Origin of the sequence: Rhizobium sp. NXC24, from assembly GCF_002944315.1 — a bacterium.
In the GTDB taxonomy this organism is placed as follows: domain Bacteria; phylum Pseudomonadota; class Alphaproteobacteria; order Rhizobiales; family Rhizobiaceae; genus Rhizobium.
The window spans coordinates 833,303-853,532 of the sequence record NZ_CP024314.1; the positions used below are offsets into that span (position 1 = coordinate 833,303).

Annotated in this window: 8 protein-coding genes and 1 pseudogene; 6 read left to right on the forward strand and 3 right to left on the reverse strand. The window is 60.3% G+C overall.

The window, feature by feature from the left end; all coding sequences use genetic code 11:
• Nucleotides 1-101 precede the first annotated feature (101 nt).
• The 5 genes and pseudogenes from NXC24_RS27985 to NXC24_RS28005 all read left to right on the forward strand — a co-directional run bounded on the left by NXC24_RS27985 (nt 102) and on the right by NXC24_RS28005 (nt 15,840).
• Nucleotides 102-2,015 carry a non-ribosomal peptide synthetase gene (locus NXC24_RS27985; RefSeq protein ID WP_104826639.1) on the forward strand — a complete coding sequence of 638 codons (1,914 nt, stop codon included), beginning with the start codon at nt 102-104 and terminating at the stop codon, nt 2,013-2,015.
• Nucleotides 2,012-10,123, forward strand: a complete 8,112-nt coding sequence (locus tag NXC24_RS27990) for a hybrid non-ribosomal peptide synthetase/type I polyketide synthase (RefSeq protein WP_104826640.1) — start codon at nt 2,012-2,014, stop codon at nt 10,121-10,123. The genes NXC24_RS27985 and NXC24_RS27990 overlap by 4 nt, the downstream gene beginning before the upstream one ends.
• Complete coding sequence (locus NXC24_RS27995; protein ID WP_104826641.1) at nt 10,120-12,597, forward strand: condensation domain-containing protein; 2,478 nt, start codon at nt 10,120-10,122, stop codon at nt 12,595-12,597. The genes NXC24_RS27990 and NXC24_RS27995 overlap by 4 nt, the downstream gene beginning before the upstream one ends.
• A gap of 48 nt (nt 12,598-12,645) precedes the next feature.
• Entirely contained in the window at nt 12,646-14,247 is a 1,602-nt protein-coding gene (locus NXC24_RS28000) for a hypothetical protein (protein ID WP_104826642.1), read from the forward strand.
• A gap of 247 nt (nt 14,248-14,494) precedes the next feature.
• Nucleotides 14,495-15,840, forward strand: a pseudogene (locus NXC24_RS28005) (arylsulfatase).
• A 63-nt stretch (nt 15,841-15,903) separates the two neighbouring features.
• Here NXC24_RS28005 and NXC24_RS28010 read toward each other — a convergent pair.
• Together NXC24_RS28010 and NXC24_RS28015 are read right to left on the reverse strand one after the other, a co-directional pair.
• Nucleotides 15,904-16,674 (reverse strand): 4'-phosphopantetheinyl transferase superfamily protein, encoded by a 771-nt coding sequence (locus tag NXC24_RS28010; RefSeq protein WP_104826643.1) that lies wholly within the window; start codon nt 16,672-16,674, stop codon nt 15,904-15,906.
• Entirely contained in the window at nt 16,661-17,845 is a 1,185-nt protein-coding gene (locus NXC24_RS28015) for a DegT/DnrJ/EryC1/StrS family aminotransferase (protein WP_104826644.1), read from the reverse strand. The genes NXC24_RS28010 and NXC24_RS28015 overlap by 14 nt, the downstream gene beginning before the upstream one ends.
• Nucleotides 17,846-18,060: 215 nt before the next feature.
• Between NXC24_RS28015 and NXC24_RS28020 the strand changes: the two genes are divergently transcribed.
• On the forward strand, nt 18,061-19,776 hold the full coding sequence (locus tag NXC24_RS28020) for a GMC family oxidoreductase (protein WP_104826645.1): 1,716 nt from the start codon (nt 18,061-18,063) through the stop codon (nt 19,774-19,776).
• Between the two features lie 31 nt (nt 19,777-19,807).
• On the opposite strand, the gene NXC24_RS28025 is transcribed toward NXC24_RS28020, so the two are convergent.
• Nucleotides 19,808-20,221 carry a GFA family protein gene (locus NXC24_RS28025; RefSeq protein WP_104826646.1) on the reverse strand — a complete coding sequence of 138 codons (414 nt, stop codon included), beginning with the start codon at nt 20,219-20,221 and terminating at the stop codon, nt 19,808-19,810.
• Between the last annotated feature and the right edge of the window lie 9 nt (nt 20,222-20,230).

Genomic DNA, 20,230 nt, shown 5'->3' on the forward strand with positions numbered 1-20,230 from the left:
TGATCAACTGGTGATTTTCCGGCAGCGTGAAATTCTGCAGGCGACGATAAGGCACAGATATCGTGCCGTCGCAGGCAGCAAACGTAGCCCGGAGCACAGCGATGATCGATTTCGATTCTGAAGAGAAAGCCAATTCTCCCGTAATCATGCATTACGACCGAGACCGCAACCTTCATGACATGGTGCATGAACAGGCCCTGGCCGCGCCGCACGCCACCGCAGTCGTTTTCGGCGATTCGGCACTCAGCTACCGCGAACTTGACCGGCTCTCCGACTCATTGGCGGCCTATCTCGTAAAACTCGGCATCCGCAAGGCCGACATCGTCGGCCTGTTCCTGCCGCGCAGCCTCAATGCCATCGTCTGCAAGCTCGCCATTCTCAAGGCCGGCGGCGCCTATCTTCCCCTCGATCCCGCTTTTCCGATCGAGCACCTCGATCATGTCATCGGCGAATGCGAGCCGAAGGTGGTCTTTGTCGATTCGGCCTACGGCGACAAGATCAGCATCGTTCCCAGCATGCGCGGCCGCGTCATCGAGGCGAGCGCCATCATTGCGGAAATGACCATCCGTCCGCCCCAGCCACGGCCGTCCGTCAAGATCGGCGGCGATGATGTGGCCTATGTCATGTACACCTCCGGGTCGACCGGCCGCCCGAAAGGCACCGCGATCGCACATCGCAGTATCGCCCGCGTCGTCCTGGATCAGACCTATGTCGAATTTCGGCCGGATGATGTGGTCCTGCACACTGCAACGATCGCCTTCGACGCCGCGACCCTGGAGATCTGGGGGGCATTGCTCAACGGCAGCATGCTTGTCGGCATGCCGGATACCAGCTTCTCCGTCGCTCGGCTCTGCGACCTCATACGCGAAACCGGCGTCAGCATCATGTTCCTGACGACAGGGCTCTTCAACGTGTTTGCCGATCATGCGGACGGCGACCTGCCGCAGCTTCGCCATGTCCTGTTCGGCGGCGACGTCGGATCGGCAGTTCATGCGCGCCGTTTTCTCGACCGCTTTCCAGGCTGCAAGCTCACAAATGCCTATGGACCGACCGAAACGACGGTTTTCGCGACAGCATTCGAAGTGCCTCCGAACTTCTCAGGGCAGGAATTGCCGATCGGCAGAGCCATCGCACATACGGGCATTGCCGTTCTCGACGAGGAATTGCGGGAGGTTCCGTACGGGACCGAGGGGCAGTTAGCGATATCGGGCGACGGGCTTGCGATCGGCTATTTCAAACGTCCGGAGATGACCGCGGAGAAGTTCGTGACGATCGGCACGAACAACGGACAAAAGCGGTACTATCTGACCGGCGATCTCGCCGTTCTGCATGCGGACGGCATGGTCGCCTTCAAGGGACGTCGCGACCGGCAGGTCAAGATCAATGGCAAACGTATCGAGCTCGATGAAATCGAGGCCACGCTAAGACGCGATCCGCGCCTTGCCGACGGCATCGTCCTTTGCCACGTCCAAAGCGCGACGCTGAAGCGCATCGTCGCCTACCTGTGCCCCCGTCAGGGGAGCGCAGGTCCCGATTTCGTGCCAAGCGTCATGGCAGCGCTACGCGCGGCACTTCCAGCCTACATGATCCCGAGCGCGGCCGTGGTCGTCGACGCATTTCCGCTGACGCCGGCCGGCAAGGTCGATCGCTCCAAGCTTCAGCCGCCGCCTATGGAGCAGATCGAGATTGCGCCTGATGCCATCGCCAAGAGCCAGACAGAGACACTTCTAACAAGGCTCTGGCAGGACGCGCTGGGCACGGGAAAAATCGATCTCGACAGAAACTTCTTCGACCTCGGCGGAACCTCGCTGCAGCTCATGGAAATCCATGCAGGCCTTGAGGCCGAGCTCGAACGTTCCGTCGACGTCGTTGCCTTGTTCAAGCATCCGACGATCCGCGAATTGGCGCGCCACGTCGACGGCAAGGCTTCGGGTTCGGCACGGGCAATCGCCGCCGCCCAGCGCGCAGCTCTTCAGAGAAAGACCATGTCCCAATTCCGCAGGAGTTCTTCATGACGAGAGATTATGAAACCGGTCATGCCAATGGCGATGAGAGTGATTTCGATAGCAATCAGGATTGGGACAATCAGGATTCGGGCGGTATCGCAATTATCGGCATGTCCGGTCGCTTTCCGGGAGCGCCTTCGGTAGAAGCGCTTTGGCAATTGATTTGCGAAGGGCGGAATGCCTTCTCGCAATTCTCGCCGGAAGAACTCGAAGATGCCTTTACCGACGAGGAGCGCGCGCAGCCGAATTTTGTTCCGGCCCGGCCGCATCTTCGTGATGTCGAGCTGTTCGATGCTGATTTCTTCGGCATGTATCCGCGCGAAGCGGCGCTGACTGATCCCCAGCACAGGGTCTTCCTGGAAATCTGCTGGGAAGCGCTCGAAGATGGCGGCTACGATCCGCAGCGTTATCCGGGAATGATCGGCGTCTTCGCCGGCTCCTCGATGCCGACTTATCTGATCAACAATGTTCTCGGCGATCGCGCCAAGGCGGAGGAATTTACCTCCAACTATCAGATCGGCTGCTTCCAACATCTTGTCGGTGCACTCAACGACACGCTTGCGACACGCATCGCCTATAAATTCAATCTGCGTGGCCCCGCCTTCACGCTGCAATCGGCCTGCTCGACCTCGCTGCTGGCCGTGTCGCAAGCCTGCCAGAACCTGTTGACCTATAGTTGCGACATGGCGCTTGCCGGCGGTGTCTCGATCACCATTCCGCAAAGGCGTGGCTATATCTATCAGGAAGGCGGCATGGCCTCGCCTGATGGCACCTGCCGCCCCTTCGATGCGAACGCCGCCGGGACAGTCTTCGCGAGCGGCGCCGGCGTCGTCCTTCTGAAGCGCCAGGAAGATGCGCTGCGGGATGGCGACCATATTTATGCGGTTATCCGAGGCTATGGCGTCAACAATGATGGCTCCGACAAGGTTGGTTTCGTCGCACCGAGCGTCGAAGGCCAGGCCGAAGCGATTTCGGCAGCCTTTGCCAACGCCGCCGTCTCACCAGCAACCATCGGCTATGTCGAATGCCACGGCACCGCGACGCCGCTCGGCGACCCCATCGAATTCAGCGGTCTCAAGGGTGCTTTTTCGGAAGATCCGCCCGCGCCGGCAAGCTGCGCGCTTGGATCGGTAAAAGGCAATATCGGCCACACGGACGCCGCCGCCGGCGTTACCGGCCTCATCAAGACCGCGCTGGCGCTGGGCAAGGCAAAAATACCACCCATGCCCAACTACGAGAAACCGAATCCGCGCATCGATCTCGATCACAGCCCCTTCTACATTCCGACAGAAATGATCGATTGGCCGGAAACGGAAGGGCCGCGCCGCGCCGGCGTCAGTGCGTTCGGTGTCGGCGGCACGAACATTCACGTCATCGTCGAGGAGCCGCCGGTTCGTCACGATGAGTCTGTCGATGAGCAGGAAGGACCATATCTTCTGCCGCTTTCGGCATCCAATCCGGCCGCCCTGTCGGCCATGCGCACTAACCTCGCTGACCATCTCGCCAAGAATCCCGGGCTGCCTCTAGCGCAGGTGGCTCATACGCTGCAGACCGGCCGGCGTGAGTTCAATCATCGCCTTGCCATTGCCGCCAGCACTACGGAAGAGGCGATCGATCGCCTGACGGCGGAGCGCTACCAGCCGCTCGTTGCCGCGGATCAACCACCCGTCGCCTTCATGTTTCCGGGGCAGGGCGCTCAATATGCCGGCATGGGCGCCGGCCTCTATAGCGCGGAGCCGGAATTCGCTCGCTGGATCGACCGCGGCGCCGAGCTGCTGAAGATGACACTCGGCGTCGATCTGCGCGACTATATCTGCCACACCGGTCCGGTGACCCAGGCCATGGCCGACGAGCAGCGTGAGACGCGCATCGCTCAGCCCTGCCTCTATCTCGTCGAATACGCGCTGGCGCGGCTGTGGATGAGCCGTGGCGTCAAGCCCTATGCGATGATCGGCCATAGCGTCGGCGAATTCGTCGCCGCAACGCTCGCCAATGTCATCTCCTTCGAAGACGGCTTGCGGCTGGTCGCCAACCGGGGGCGGCTGATGCAGAACCAGCCGCAGGGTGCAATGGTGTCGGTTCGCGCCGATGCCGAAACCGTCGCCATGCATCTGCGGGGCAAGGTCGAGATCGCTGCGATCAATGCCCCGAAACTCTCCGTCATTTCGGGGCCGTTCGAAGATATCGATACGGTCTGCACCGTGCTCGAATCCGCCGGCATTGCCTTCAGCCGGCTGCATACTTCGCATGCCTTCCACTCGGCGATGATGGATGAAGCCGTTATTGCCCTGCGCGAAGAGACGGCAAAGACCACCTATGGCACTGCCACCATGCCGTATATTTCCTGCGTCACCGGCGACTGGCAGACCGGTGAACGCGGAACCTCGCCGGACTATTGGGCAACGCATTGCCGCGACGCAGTTCACTTCGCCGACGGGCTCATGACGCTCTGCCGCGGCCGCAAACCGGTGCTGCTTGAAGTCGGCCCCGGCCGAACGCTATCCGTCTTTGCCGCGCAGACGATTGCCCGTGACGGTGTTGCCGCCATCGTGCAGTCCTTGCCTGAGCATGACCGTGCTTTTGCCGCTTCCGAGACCCTGGCGGAAGCACACGGAAAACTCTGGATGGCCGGCTACCCGGTGGAATGGCCGGCTCTGCCCGCCAGCGCCGAGCAGCGCCTGGGCCTGCCGACCTATCCGTTCCAGCGCCAGCGTCACTGGATCGACGCTCCGCAATCCTCCCGCCGCGCGGCGAGCCAACCGGCTCTGCCCGCTCAAGTTCCTGTGCCCGCTGCCTCTTTCGCAGCCGATGTCAACCTTGTCGATGAGAACAAAGCCATGAACGTCGTAACACCACTCTCCCTTTCCGATCGCGTCCTCACACTTGAAACCTCCCTGTTGACCTTGCTCAGCGAAATGTCAGGGGAGACGCTGGGGGTTACCGAGCGGGCCGTGACTTTCCTCGAACTCGGTTTCGACTCACTGTTCGTGGGCCAGTTCGCGCAGCGTATCGAGAAGGAATACAAGGTTAAACTCTCCTTCCGTGAGCTGCTCAGCAACATTCCCTCGGTCGCCGATCTGGCACTCCATCTCGACCAGCAGATGCCGCCGGATGCCGTGAAACCAGTCGCGGCACCGGTAGCGGCGCAGGTTGTCGCTCCCGCTGCGCCGGCTGCAGCGGCACCCTCACCAATCGCTATTCCGGCGGCTCTTCCCGTCGCGTCGATGCCGATGATATCTGCCGCTTCGACGGATTTGGCAGCCGTGCTGCAATCGCAGATCCAGCTCGCACAGTCGCTATTTGCCCAACAGTTGCTGATCCTGCAGGGCGGTACGGCGCTGGTTCCGGCCGCCGCTGCGGCAATCCCAGCCGTCGCGCCGCCGGTATCGGCGCCCGTCATCGCTCCTGCTGCCGCTCCAGCAGCCCTCAAGCCGGCGACGGATGCAACAGAAACCGAATTCGGCACGGAACGCATCAAGCTCTATCGTCCGGGCGCAAAGAGCCTTGCGCCGGAAATGTCCAACGCGAAGCGGGCCTTCATCGCCGACCTGACCGCCGCCTATGAAGCGAAGAACGCTAAATCCAAGGCCTTCACCAAGGACAATCGCCATTGGCTTGCCGACCCGCGCACGGCTTCGGGCTTCCGCGCCGACTGGAAGGAAATGGTTTTCCCGATCGTCTGCGACCATTCCAAGGGCGCACATATTTGGGATGTCGACGGCAACAAATACGTCGATCTAGTCAACGGCTTCGGGCAGACCGCCTTCGGTCACGCCCCGGATTTCGTCATCGATGCGATCAAGGCCCAGGCCGATATCGGCTTTGCCATCGGCCCGCAAACGCCGCTCGCCGGCGAGGTCGCCGGAATGATCGCCGAAGTGACCGGTCATGAGCGCGTCACCTTCTGCAACACCGGTTCGGAAGCCGTCATGGCCGCCATGCGTCTCGCCCGTGCCGTCACCGGCCGCGACCGCATCGTGGTCTTCGCCAATGACTACCACGGCCAGTTCGACGAAGTGCTGGTCAAGGGCCGCAATCGGGCCGACCGGCCGATCGCCTTGCCGATCGCTTCCGGCATTCCGATGGGCTCGGTATCCAACATGACCGTGCTGCGCTACGGCGCACCGGAAAGCCTCGATTTCATCCGCGCCAATGCTGAGGAAATTGCGGCCGTTATCATTGAACCTATCCAAAGCCGCCATCCGGAATTGCAGCCGATCGAATTTGTTCGTGAGCTGCGTGATGTCGCCACCAAGTCTGAATTCGCCCTGGTCTTCGATGAAGTCGTCACTGGCTTCCGCGTCGATCCCGGCGGCATGCAGGCGATCTGGGGCATCAAGGGCGATATGGCGACTTATGGCAAAGTTGTCGGCGGCGGCATGCCGATCGGAGTCTTGGTTGGAAGCGCACGTTTCATGGATGCTCTCGACGGCGGCCACTGGAATTACGGCGATGACTCCGTTCCCATGACCGCCCCGACTTTTTTTGCCGGCACATTCGTACGTCACCCGCTGGTGCTTGCCGCGGCACATGCCGTCCTGCATCACATCAAGGGTGAGGGTGCGGAGCTTTATGGACGCGTCGCCGAACGAACCCAGGCACTCGTCGCCGAAATGAAGGCGGAACTCGCAAGGCGCGGCATTGCCGATGTCGTTCACGGCTATAAGAGCTGGTTCGCCGCCGACTTCAGCAGCCAGGATTCGCTGGGGTCGCTGTTCTACGCCCAGATGCGCCTGAACGGCGTCCACATCCAGGAAGGCTATCCATGCTTCCTGACCACGGCCCATAGCGAAGACGATTTCCAGACGATCGCCAAGGCCTTCCGCGACACTCTCGACGCGCTGCAGTCGGTGGGAATCCTCGCCCCTGCCGAAGATAGACCAGCCTCATCGGTTGAAACGAAAGTACCCGTGGTAGCGCGCGCTCCGCGGCCGCAATCCGCACCGCTGACGGAGGCGCAGACGGAAATCTGGCTGGCGGCACAGGCCGGCGACGAAGCCTCGTGCTCGTTCAACGAATCCTTTTCATTGAAGCTCGAAGGCGCTTTCGACGAGAAAGCGTTCCGCAAAGCCATCGATACCGTCGTTGATCGTCATGATGCCTTCCATATCCGTTTTGATCGCAGCGGCCAGTTCTTCCACTTCATTCCGGATTTCAAACTCGATCTGCCGCTGGTCGATGGTGCCAACGAAGCCCATCTGCGTCAGATCATCGAAGATGAGGCGCTGACACCCTTTGACCTCGTGAACGGTCCTCTGGTCCGTGCCAGCATCGTGAAGCTCGGTCACGACAAGCATGTCTTCGTCTTCACGGGCCACCACATCGTCTGCGATGGCTGGTCGATCAACGTGTTCGTCGATGAGTTGTCGACCGCCTATGCTGCCTACCAACAGGGCGACATGCCGCACTTCGAACCGGCTCTGTCCTTCGCCGCCTATTCGACCGACTTCGCACCGAAGCCGGAGAAATCAGGGGCTACGGAGCAATTCTGGCTCGACCAGTTCAAGACGGTTCCCGATCTGCCGGAAATGCCGCTTGATCGGCCGCGCCCGGAATATCGCAGCTTTGCCGGCGGAACCTGCACCGGCTTCATCGGCGAAGAAGTCTATAAGGCCCTGAAGAAGGCAGGAGCAAAATCGGGTGCGACGCTGTTCTCTACCCTGCTTGCCACCTTGCAGGTAACGATCTCGCGGCTTTCCGGCCAGGAGGACATGGTCATCGCCATCCCCTCGGCTGGCCAGAGCCTGGTCGGTGACCAGATCCTCGTCGGCCACTGCGTCAACCTCCTGCCGCTGCGTCAGACCGTGACGTCAACAGAATCCTTCGTCACCCACCTGAAGGCAACGCAACAGTTGGTCTTCCAGGCGTTCGAGCATCAGGACTACACCTACGGCACGCTGGTGCGCAAACTCGGGATCAAGCGCGACTCGCGGCGCCTGCCGCTCACCGAGATCCAGTTCAACCTGGAGCGGATGGCCGGCGGCGGCGCCTTCGGCAACCTGAAGCCGACGATCGAGCCGAATGCGAAGGCCTTCTCCAACTTCGACATGTTCTTCAACATGATCGAGGCCGCGGATCACATTCGCATCGACGTCGACTACAATGCCGACGTCTTCGACCGCGCCACCATCGAGCGCTGGATAGGCCATTTCTCGACGCTGGCTGCGGCACTCGCGAAAGATATGGAGCGCAAGGTTTCCGAACTGTCGCTGCTGACGGCGGACGAGAAATCCTGGCTGATCGAAAGCCTCAATCATACGGCGATGGACTACAATCATGATGAGTTTGCCTTCTCGCTCTTCGCCCGCAAGGCAGCAGAACATCCGCATTCCATCGCCGCCGAACATGACGGCCATACGATCACCTACGGCGAACTCGAAACCCGCTCCAACCAGCTTGCCCTCTATCTGCAGATGGCGATCCCCGAACCCGGGCAGCGCATCGCGCTTCTCGTCGAGCGCTCGCTGGAAATGATCGTCGCTCTCTTGGCGGTCATGAAGGCCGGGCACACCTATGTGCCCATGGACCCGGCCCATCCTGAGCCGCGGTTGCGTCAGACGCTGGATATCGCCCGCGTCGGCGGCCTGATTTGCGATAGCGACGAGATGGCACGACTTGCAGCCTCAGGCACGCCGATCATCCGTACCGACAAGGACGCGAAGGCGATCGGCTCGATGACAGGGGCCACCCTGAAGAGCCTGCCGACCGACACCACGGCTCCGGCCTATATCATCTTTACCTCCGGCTCGACCGGCATGCCGAAGGGCGTCGAAGTGTCCCACCGGGCGCTGACGAACTTCCTCCTTTCCATGGCGAAGGAGCCGGGATTCACCGCCAATGACACGCTGATTGCCGTAACGACGATCTCCTTCGATATCGCCGGGCTGGAAATCTACCTGCCGTTGATATCGGGCGGAAAGGTCGTCGTCGCCAACCGGATGCAGGTGCAGGATGGCTTCGCGCTGGTGCGGCTGATCAATGAGCATAATGCGACGGTGCTGCAGGCAACCCCGACGCTCTGGCAGATGCTGACGGAGGCGGGCCTCAAGGAGCGGCCGAACCTGAAGATGCTCTGCGGCGGCGAACCCTTGCCGAAGGAGCTGGCGAAATCGCTGCTGGCGATCGGGGGCGAGCTCTGGAACATGTATGGCCCGACGGAGACGACGATCTGGTCTTCGCTGCAGCGGATCACCGATGCGGATCAGCCGATCACCATCGGCCACCCGATCGCCAACACCCAGCTCTATATTCTCGACCAGAACAACAGCATCGCGCCGATTGGCGTAACCGGCGAGCTGCATATCGGCGGCGATGGCCTGGCGAACGGTTATTTCGACCGGCTTGACCTGACCGAGAAAGCCTTCGTGCCATTCTGCTTCGCTACCGGCAGGCCGAAACGTCTCTACAAGACCGGCGATGTCGGCCGGCGCCTGGCCGACGGGTCGCTGCAACTGCTCGGACGACGCGACCAGCAGATAAAGCTTCGCGGCTTCCGCATCGAACTTGGCGATATCGAAGCCGTGGTCTCCAAAGCCGAAGGCGTTCGCCAATGCGCCGTCGTCGCGGCGGAGAACCAGAAGGGCGACCGCTCTCTCGTCTGCTATGTCGTACCCACGATCAGCGGCATCGAGCTTTCGCCGGCCAATCTTGCCGCACATGCCAAGGCCAATCTTCCCGGCCATATGGTGCCGAGCTTCTGGGTGACTGAAAGCGAGCTGCCGCAGACTGCCAATGGCAAGCTCGACCGGAAGACCCTGCAGTTGCGCGGCGTGCCGCAGCGCGAGGCTGCAGTCGTCAAGGTTCAACCCAAGACAGAGACCGAGCGGCGGATCCTGACAATCTGGGAGGAGGTGTTGAACCTCGGGGATATCAGCGTCGACGACAATCTCTACGCGCTGGGTGCCGACTCGCTGACTATCTTCCGCATCGCCGCCCGCATGCTCGACACCGGCCTGCCACTGGAGGCGAAGCATCTGCTGCGTCATCCCTCGGTAGCCGAGCTGGCGGCCTTTGCCGACAGCCAAGGGGAGATCAAGGCTGACCCGGCTCAGTTCCACGTTCCATCATTGAAAGACTTCCGTAACGGCGCACGCCGCGGATTGGAGAGGGCAATATGAGTAGTGTTGAAAACAGCCCCGTAGGCCAGGTTGCCGCTCTGGAGATCATCGGCGAGTTTCCCTGCACGCAGACGCAATTGCGCTGCTGGATTCTCGACCAGTTGCTCCCCGGCAATCCAGCGCTCAATGTTGCGGTTCGCTGGGAAATTCGCGGCGCGTTCAAAGCCGCGACCATCGAGGCGGCCTTTCGCAAGGTGATCCAGCGTCATGAGATTCTGAGGACGCGATTCATCGAAAGGGAAGGGCGCCCCTTCCAGCAGGCGGTGGACCGGATCGATTTCAAGATGTCGGTGATCGATCTTCGCAGCATGGCGGCCGATCAGCGCCAGACAAGAATCCTGTCGATCGGCGAGGAGACGGCACAGGCTCCTTTCGACCTTAGCAAGCCCGGGCTCTTTCGCGTCTCGCTGCTGATGGCCGAAAATGACCGCGGGGTTCTCCTCATCACCGCCCACCAGAGCTGCTTCGATGGTTGGTCGATCCGCGTGCTCGGACGGGAAGTGGGGGAAATCGCCGCCGCCATCGATGCCGGCCGGCAGCCTGTCCTCCCTGATTTGCCGCTCCAATATGGCGACTATGCTCTCTGGCAGCAGGAATATCTGCAGAGCTACGGTTTCGAGACGGAGAAGACCTTCTGGCGGGAGAAGCTCACCGGCGCGCCTTACTTCGAAGTGACGCCGGACCATCCGCGCGGCCGTGTGAAGACCAATCACGGCAATATTCTCTCCGTCGCGCAGCCTCTCGCCTTCAGCGAGCGCATGGATGCTGCCGCACGCGCTCATCGCGTCTCGCAATACAGCTATGGCGCCGCCATCATCAGCGCCATGTTGCATCGGTTGACGAATGCCGCGACCGTGATGTTCGGCTCGCAGGTGGCAGGCCGCGAACATTCCGATCTTGAAGACCTGATCGGCGTCTTCATCAACAATCTCGTGCTGCGCTTCGATTTTTCTTCCGACATCTCGTTCGCGCAGCATATCCATTCGGTCAGCGAGACGGTGGAGGGGGCGCTGAACCACCAGCGCATGCCGTTCAACAAGCTGGTAGAGCTGATCAACCCGGTCCGCGATCCCTCGCGCAATCCGCTGATTTCGGTGAATTTCAACCTGCAGAAGGCGTTTCTGGAGGATCATCGCTATGGCGGCTTCGAGCTGATCAGCTCACCATCGCAATCGCCCGGCGTCATCTACGATCTGAGCTTCATCATGATCGGCCGGCCGACGGGCTGGCGCATGTCGATCGAATACAATGCCGATCTCTTCGATGCACGCACGATCGAAAGCCTGCTGCAGCTCTGGCAGAAGGCGTATGAGATCGCCCTCGACCATCCCGAGGCAATGCTATCATCCCTGACCGTGCCCGAACGGCATGCAGTTGCTGCCGCCAAGGACGCATCGGCAACCGAGCTTTCCGCGAGCCAGGCTTCGGCCGATACGCCGGTGGCGAAGAAGATGGCTGCGCTGGCGGCCCTCTGGCAAGACATTCTCCAAGTTCCGCAGGTACGGCCGAAGGACGATTTCTTCGCGCTCGGCGGTCATTCCCTGCTGGCGCTGCGGCTGCTGTCGGCCGTGCGGGACAAATTCAACGTCAAGCCGACGCTGGAACTTCTGTTCAAGGAGCCGACGCTTGAAGGCTTTGCCGCCGCGATCTTCGACACGCCGAAGGCGGAGGAACCCGCCGCCGCGATCGCCAACCCCTGGGAAATGATCACCTGCAAACGTGGCACGGGACCGGCTTCGGTTTACACGCTCAACCATCCCTTCCTCTATTACCGCCTGGCAAACGAATTGCCGGATACGGTGTCGGTTCACAACGTCAACATGTTCAATACCGATCTCGGAAATCTGGCTGGTATGCGGCTCGAGGATATTGCCCGCTTTGCGGTCGATGCCATGCAGATCGATGTCAGCGCCGGGCCTGTTGGCCTCGCCGGGCTCTGCGTCAACGGGACGCTGGCTATGGAGGTAACCCGGCAGTTGCGGGAGAAGGGGGCTGATGTCAGCTTTACTGCGATCATCGATACATGGGCGCCAGGCTACTTCCGCTCGCTGCCGAAAAGGGAGCAGAAGCGGTGGAACAGGGAGCGGCGCGTCAAACGCCTCGTCTACTTCACGAAGAAGGTACTGTCGGGCCGGATGCCTCTGATCGTGTTCCTCAAGGAGTTCAATTTCTCGCTCTCGCTCCTGAAAATGTTCGGCGTCAAGGCTGGGAAATATACCCCTGAGGAAGAGGCCAATGCGGCGGTGACGGATCTGCTGGTGGAGGCTGCGCGCAGCTATAAGCCGGCGCAAAACAAGGATCCTTCGGTTATCTTGCTGCGCAGCCAGGCCAACCATCCCCGCGCCCGCAAATTGCTGTTCGGCTGGGGCGATGCGGTGGCGGCAGATACGACCGTTCTCGATATCGATGGCTGGCATGAGGACTCGGTGGCCGAACTGGCATCGGTCATCTCCAAGAAGTTCGGCGGCGCCTAAGGCGCCGCTTCGAAAAATATCCGGCGAAACCGCACAGGAAACGCGACTATGGATATGACCAAGCCTTTGAGGATCGGTGTTCTTGCCGGGCATAAGGACGGCTTTGAGAATTGGGAGCTGATGGTTTTTGACCGGGTTCTTGCCGATCCGCGCTTCGAGCTCGTCACGCTGCTGGTTCATCCGCGTGCTTTCGGTAACCGGAAGACGTCGTCGCTGTTTGCCTTGGAAGCACGGCTGGAGGGTAAACTGCTCGCCCGGCAGCCCGCCTATATCCCGAAGCATTTCGATGCCGGCCGCCAGCGCGTCGACTATCTCGAAGCCATTGGCGGCCGCAACACGACCGATGGCAGCGTCGCTTCCGCATTACTCAAGCGTCTCGATCTCGATCTGGTCATACGCACCACGCCGGAGGGCTTGCCCGACGATGCGATCCGGGCACTGCCGTTTGGCGAATGGGCCTTCAATTTCTCCGATCAGCGATCGGAACATGCCGATTGGTATAGCTATGCCGATGTCATTGCCAGGGCACCGGTGACGGACCTGACGCTTTATGCCAAGCGCGGCGATGAAACACAGCTTGCCCAGATTGCTACCTCCTCGTTCAACATCAAATTCAGCGCGGCGCGCAATGCCGCTTTCGTGCGGGAGCGTGGCGTGACGCTTTTGATGCGCGAACTTGGGCGTTTGGCCGATACGCGTCAGCTCGACACAACGGCATTGGCGCGCCCGCCAGTCACTTCAGCCCCATCATTCGGCGATCTCTTCCGCTATACCGGCGCATTGTCAGGTTATCTCTCAGGAAAAGCGCTTAAGGTATTGAAATCAAAGCTGCGTTTCGGTTCGTCAATCTGGACGCTCTATACCGGTCGCGGGCGGATAGATGATTTCGATCCTAGCCAGGCGATCGAAATCCCGCCGACCAAGGGCGACATCAAGGCCGATCCCTTCCTCTTTCAGCACGATGGCGAGTGCTATCTGTTTTACGAAGCCTATGCGGACGGCGACCGCAAGGCGCATATCGCGGTTGGCCGCTTCAACGGCGACAAGATTGAGCGGCTCGGCGTGGCGCTCGATTGCCCGCACCATCTCTCCTATCCGTTCGTGTTCCGCGACGGCGACGACATCTTCATGATGCCGGAGGCGCATCAGTCGCATCGGCTCGAGATCTGGCGCTGCACCGAATTCCCATTGAAATGGGAGCTTTATTCCACCGCCCTCGAAGGCCAATCGGCTGCCGACAGCATTCTGACGCATCACGGCAACAAATGGTGGCTCTTCACCAATCTCTCGGATCATCACGCCTATGAAGATCACTGTAACGAGCTCTATGTCTTCGAGGTCGATGGTCCGGAGCTGAAGCGCGTCGTGCCGCATAAACGCAATCCCGTCGTCATCGGCAGCACCGTGGCCCGCAATGCCGGGCGCATCTTCGAGCGGGATGGCAAGATCTACAGGCCGTCGCAGCGAAATTCCCATGGCCTCTACGGTTATGGGCTGAACATCATGGAAATCGAAGAGCTCACGCTCGATCATTATCGCGAACGCTGCATCCGCACGATCACGCCGGACTTCAAGACCGGGCTTCTCGGCTGCCATCATTTCGATGCAGCGGGCGGGCGCTATATCATGGATGCGAGATTGAGCATTTAAAGCCTGTCGCGCGGGTGATGATCATCAACGAACTGTTCTTGCACGAAATGCTGGACAAAGGCCGCCCAGCGAGGGGGAGGCAGAACTGATGGATAAGGACGTTGACAACAAGGCCGATCATGTCGGCCCACAAGGGTTTACGCGCCGGGCGGTGCTCACGACTGGCGGTTCACTGGCGGCGGTGCAAATTGCTGGCAGGATGGGCGTGGGTGGATTGGCCGCAGCGCTTGCTTCCGGAACGGCCGCGATGGCACAGTCAACCAAGCCGAACATTGTTTTTATCCTCGCCGACGATTTGGGCTGGAAGGATGTCGGATTTCACGGCTCTGACATAAAGACGCCAAATATCGACCAACTGGCGGAAAAAGGCGCCCGGCTTGAGCAACACTACGCCCAGCCCATGTGCACGCCGACCCGGGCGGCGTTCATGACGGGCCGCTACCCGTTCCGGTACGGCATGCAGACTGCCGTCATTCCCCAGGGCGGTACCTACGGCTTGGCGCTCGATGACTATCTCTTGCCGGAAATGTTGAAGGAAGCAGGCTATGCCACCGCCGCGAGCGGCAAATGGCACCTCGGTCACGCCAAAACGGCATTCTGGCCGCGCCAGCGCGGATTCGATTCATTCTATGGCGCTCTGCTTGGCGAGATCGATCACTTCACGCATAAGTCGGCGAACGGCAATGCGGATTGGTACCGGAACAACGAAGCCATCGAGGAGGAAGGATTCGACAACGTTCTCTTCGCCACCGAAGCCGTGCGAGTGATCAACGAGCACGATCAGTCGAAGCCTTTGTTCCTGTATCTGGCCTTCACATCGCCGCATACGCCCTTCCAGGCGCCGAAGGAATTGAACGCAACAGCCATATCGCCGACGAGAGCCGACGAAACTATGCGGCGATGATCTCGGTGATGGACGATGGCATCGGCAGAGTCATCGAAGCTCTCGAAATGCGCGGCATGCGCGAGAATACGCTCATTGTCTTTCAGTGCGACAATGGCGGCGTGGTCAATGCTTTCTTTGCAGGGGAAAGCGACGTCAAGGGCAAGCTTCCGGCCGACAACGGTCCTTACCGGGAGGGCAAGGGGACGACCTATGAAGGAGGTACCCGCGTCGCTGGCCTGGTCAACTGGCCGGGAAAGATCAAGCCTGCTACCGCCGACGGAATGATGCATGTCGTTGACATGTACCCGACCTTGGCGGCTCTGGCCGGTGCCAAGCTCGGCAAGAACAAGCCGCTGGACGGGATGGACATGTGGCCGATGCTTGGCGAAGGAAAGCCATCGCCACGCACCGAGATCGTCTACAACATCGAACCAATGACGGCCGCCGTCCGCCAGGACGATTGGAAGCTTGTGTGGAAGGCGACGTTGCCGCCGAAACTCGAACTCTTCGATCTTTCGAAGGATACGTCCGAGACCACAAACCTTGCCGATCAGAACCCCGAAATGGTCCAGAAACTGCAGGCGCGGATAATCGAGCTCGCCTCACAGATGGCTCCGCCGCTCATCATGCAAGACGCCGTGCGATTGCTTTTGCACTCGGACACCGTACTGCCCGACGCGGCTGAAATGTTCAATGTCGGAGATTGATGGGCAATTCTTTCGTGGCGGCAAACGCGGTTTTGCAATAGCGACACGCGTAAAATAAAGAACCTAAAGCGCGCGGAGCGAATCCCAGAGATCGCGATGCGCTCTAGGCGTCTCATCCTCATCGCTGCGATAGCGCAGGCCGACCGGACGACCCTTTGTGAGAGCAACAACAGCGCCGGCGAACGTCGCCGGTGTTTCAAGCTCGAGAATCCGCCAGTTGAAAGGCGCGTCTGGATCGCCCTCTAGCCGCTCCAGTCTCGGTTCACTTGTCCAATCGAATGTTACGTCGAAACTGTCGAGCGCCAGCGAGAGCCCCTCGCCATGCGCCTTGACGAAGGCCTCCTTGCGCGTCCAGCAGCGATAGAAACCGTCGAGATAGGCCTCCGGCGGCAGTGCCCGCAGGGTCAGGCATTCCTTACGGGAAAAGAAACGACCAGCGATGTCTTCCTTGAGGAAGCGGATTTCCTCGACATCGATGCCGAGCTCGTAGCGATCAGAGATCGCTAGCGCCGCAAGATCGGCGCTGTGGCTCAGATTGAAGTGGAGGGGAGTGCCGCCAGGGAAAGCGACGTAAGGCTTGCCATAGTCGTTATACGTGAAGGACACTTTTTGCGGCGACAGGCCGAGATACTGCCCGAGGATGGATCGCAACCGTCCCCTTCCAACTATGAACCGTTGTCTGTCTCGTTCGCGCACGAAGCGCGCAGCTCTTGTGAGCTCTTCAGCGGACAAGAGCGCTGCGAACCCATCGAGCTGAGATGGCGTCGCATCGAGGCTCCAGGTCCAGACGTCGATAACGTCTGGACCGATGATTTCGAAACTAGGTTGTTGCATAGGAGAGCTTGCCGCTGGCGGTCGGGCCTTGGCGAACCATGCGCCGTGCCAAATATGCCATCAGCGCCGCCGGATAGTTCTCGCCCAGGCTGATGCGGCAAGTGCGCTTCAGGATATCCAGCGTCTGCGCGCACATGTCAGGCGTATATTCGATCTTTCGATCCGTCCAATTATAGGGGTTCATTGCAGGGTGGCCGCTGCGCTGTTGCAGCACCGGCTGCCAATTGGTGTAGACGTGGCGGCTGGAATCGTAGAGTCGATAGACGCCACGCCTGTTTTCCTCGGCAAACTGTCTGGCGTCGTCGGGCGTTTCGAAGATGACATGCAAGCCGGCGGCGTTGGCGACATCATTGTGCGGACCGATGCGCATCCTGTCACTCTTCGACAGGATCTCGGTCATCATGTCGTAGCGCTTGCGCATGCGCGCAATCATCGGATCGAGCCGCTTCAGTTGGACGCGCAGCATGGCACCCTGGATTTGGCTCGCCTTGAAATTCACGCCGAGCATCGGCGGTTCGTTGGCATTATCGAGATGGCCGCGAAACAGCGAGCCGATGTCGTGATACATGCGCGCCCGGGCAAAAAGCTGCGGATCGTTGGTAACGACAGCGCCGCCTTCGCCGATATTCATGTTCTTGAACTGGTTGAAGCTATAAGCGCCGAGGTCGCCGATCGTGCCCGTCCGCTTGTTCTTGTAGGTCAGCCCGACGGCCTGGCAGGCATCCTCGATGACAAGCAGATTATGCTCGCGGGCGATGTGCATGATGCTGTCCATGTCGCAGACCATGTTCGACATGTGCACGGGAATGATCGCCTTCGTCTGCGGGGTGATTTTGCGGACGATGTCGGCAGGGTCCATCGTCAATGTCTGGTCGATGTCGACCAGGACCGGCACGGCGCCGGCGGCCAGAGGCGCGGCGGCGGTGGCGATCCAGGTATAGGCGGGCACCAGCACTTCGTCGCCGGGGCCGATGCCGGCCGCGACCAACGCTGAAATCAGCGCCCCGGTACCGCTGCTCATCGTCAGCGCATGCTGTACGCCGAACTTGGCGCAGAAATCGGCCTCGAACCGCAATAGGGGACCGCCTGTGTCGTCGCCATAGCGCGCCAATTTTCCCGACGCAAATACCGGCGCAAGCGCCATCCATTCCCGCAATCCGACTTTAGCCATATCTTCGCTCCCGATGAAATCAGCGGCTCTCGTCTTTGAGCCTAGCGCCCGTTCGCTCTGTTTTCAGCATGGCTTTCCGGCCAGAAAGGCTTGGTGCAGAGCCAATCGACCTATCCAAAATCGGTAGCTCACATACGCATCTATGCCTGATTGGACGATTATCCGCGAAGCCGCGATTCCGATAGAAAAACAAGGAATTGTGGGAGAATGTTATCATGGCGATCCGAGACCTCAGATCAGCCCGGGACAATACGCTGCTACATGCCGATATCGCCATCGTCGGCGGTGGTCCCGCGGGCATCACCATCGCACAGGAATTTGCAAATACGCCAGTTCGCATCCTCGTCATCGATAGCGGCGGCCTCGATTACGAGCCCGAATTGCAGACACTGAACGCGGTCGAAAATATCGGCGAGCCTGTTGCGCGCGCCGGCATCGAGCCGGTTGGGCGCGGTTACAGCGGCGGCTTGGAGTGGTTGAACGAGATACCGGCCTTCGAGCTGCGCAACCGGCTTCTCGGCGGCAGCACTCATACGTGGGTCGGCAAATGTGCTGCTTTCGACGAGATCGATTTCGCAAGGCGGCCGTGGCTGTCGCTGTCCGGCTGGCCGATCGGGCGCGATGAGCTGCAGATAGCGCTGGATCGTGCCGGCGACCTCCTCAATCTCGGACCCAATCTTTACGACGAGCGCCTTTATGAACGGCTGCATTCCCGCCCGACCGATCTTGGCATGAACAGCGATCTTCTCCGTCCGTTCTTCTGGCAATTCAGCCATGAGCGGAATCGGCGCGGCGAACCGATGCGCTTCAACAGATGCGCGCGCAAGATCAATGCGACGAATATCGATTTTCTGACACATGCGACGGTGACGGAGGTCGTTCTCGACCACAATGGCCGCCGGGCCACGTCCTTGAATGTGACGAGCCTTGAAGGAAACAAGGCCATCGTCGACGCCAGGACGATTGTACTTTGCGGCGGCGGCATTGAGAATGCCCGATTGCTGCTGGCCTCAAACACGTTGATGAGGTCCGGCATTGGCAACAGCCGGGATGTCGTCGGCCGCTATCTTGCCGATCATCCCCGCACGTCGCTTGCCCGCGTCACCGGGCGCGATATCGATCGGATCGCCCGGCATTTCAATTTCTATGGTCTGTCGCATAAAGGGCGAACGCATTTTTATCTGCAGGGACTGTCTCTCAGTCCGGACATGCAGGTGCGGGAAGGTCTTACCAATTGCGCGGCCTATCCGGTCCAGATCCACGCTGACGACGACCCGTGGGTTGCGCTGAAGCGCGTGGCGCACGGCTCACACCGGACATTGGCGCATGATCTTTCGGCCATCGGACGATCGCCCGGAATGATCGCATCCGGCCTCTACAACAGGCTGATCCGCAAACGCGGCTTGCCGCACCGGTCGACCGAGCTGCGTTTCGACGTCATGGCGGAGCAAAAGCTTGACCCCGAAAGCCGGGTCACGCTTTCGCACACACGTGATCGCTTCGGCAGGCCTCTGCCTCGAGTGGATTGGAAGATAGGGCCTTGCGAAATCAAGAGCATAAAGCGACTGGCGCAAGTGATTTCAAAGGAATTCGGCCGCATCGGCTTGCCGCGGCCGCAACTCGCCGACTGGATCGCCATGGATGACGACGGCAGCGCGGCTTTCATGGATATGGCGCATCCATCCTGCACGACGCGCATGGGAACCGATCGCGCGACCAGCGTCGTCGATCCGAACGCGATGGTCCATGGTGTCGACGGATTGTTCGTCGCAGGCAGTTCGGTCTTTCCGACGGGCGGGCACGCCAATCCGACATTGATGCTGTTGACGCTGGCAGTCCGCCTCGCCGATCATCTTAAGGCGAGGCATGCAATCGAGAGGCCCTATGTCATTGCTGAAGGATTATCGTCGGTCATGGTGAAGACAGTCTGATGTCTCTATTGATCTTCAGGTTCAAGCTGTCTCACCTCGGTGGCATCTTGTCGAATTTCGGCAGTGCAGGATCGAGGTGATCCCAGGCATATCCGGCCGCGGTCCAGGATACCAATTGCGGCTCATAGCGGCTTGGCTCATCGAGGCTTGCTGGCGTGACGATGAACACATCCGGCATGTCGGGAAACGTCATATAGACGGACGAGCCGCATGTCGGGCAGAAGCCGCGCCGCTTCACGGTTCCGCCGTCACCAACGGTCTGCCAGTGCGACGCTTCTCCCTCGACCTTCACCTCAGCCGCAACAAAAGTCAGATGCGATTGATGGCCGGTGCCGCTGTCGCGCTGACATTGCCGGCACTGGCAGTCAACCATGACGGCTGGTTCGCCGGCGATTTCGTAGCGGATCGCGCCGCAGGCGCAGCCGCCGACATAGAGCTTGTTCATGTCGTTCTC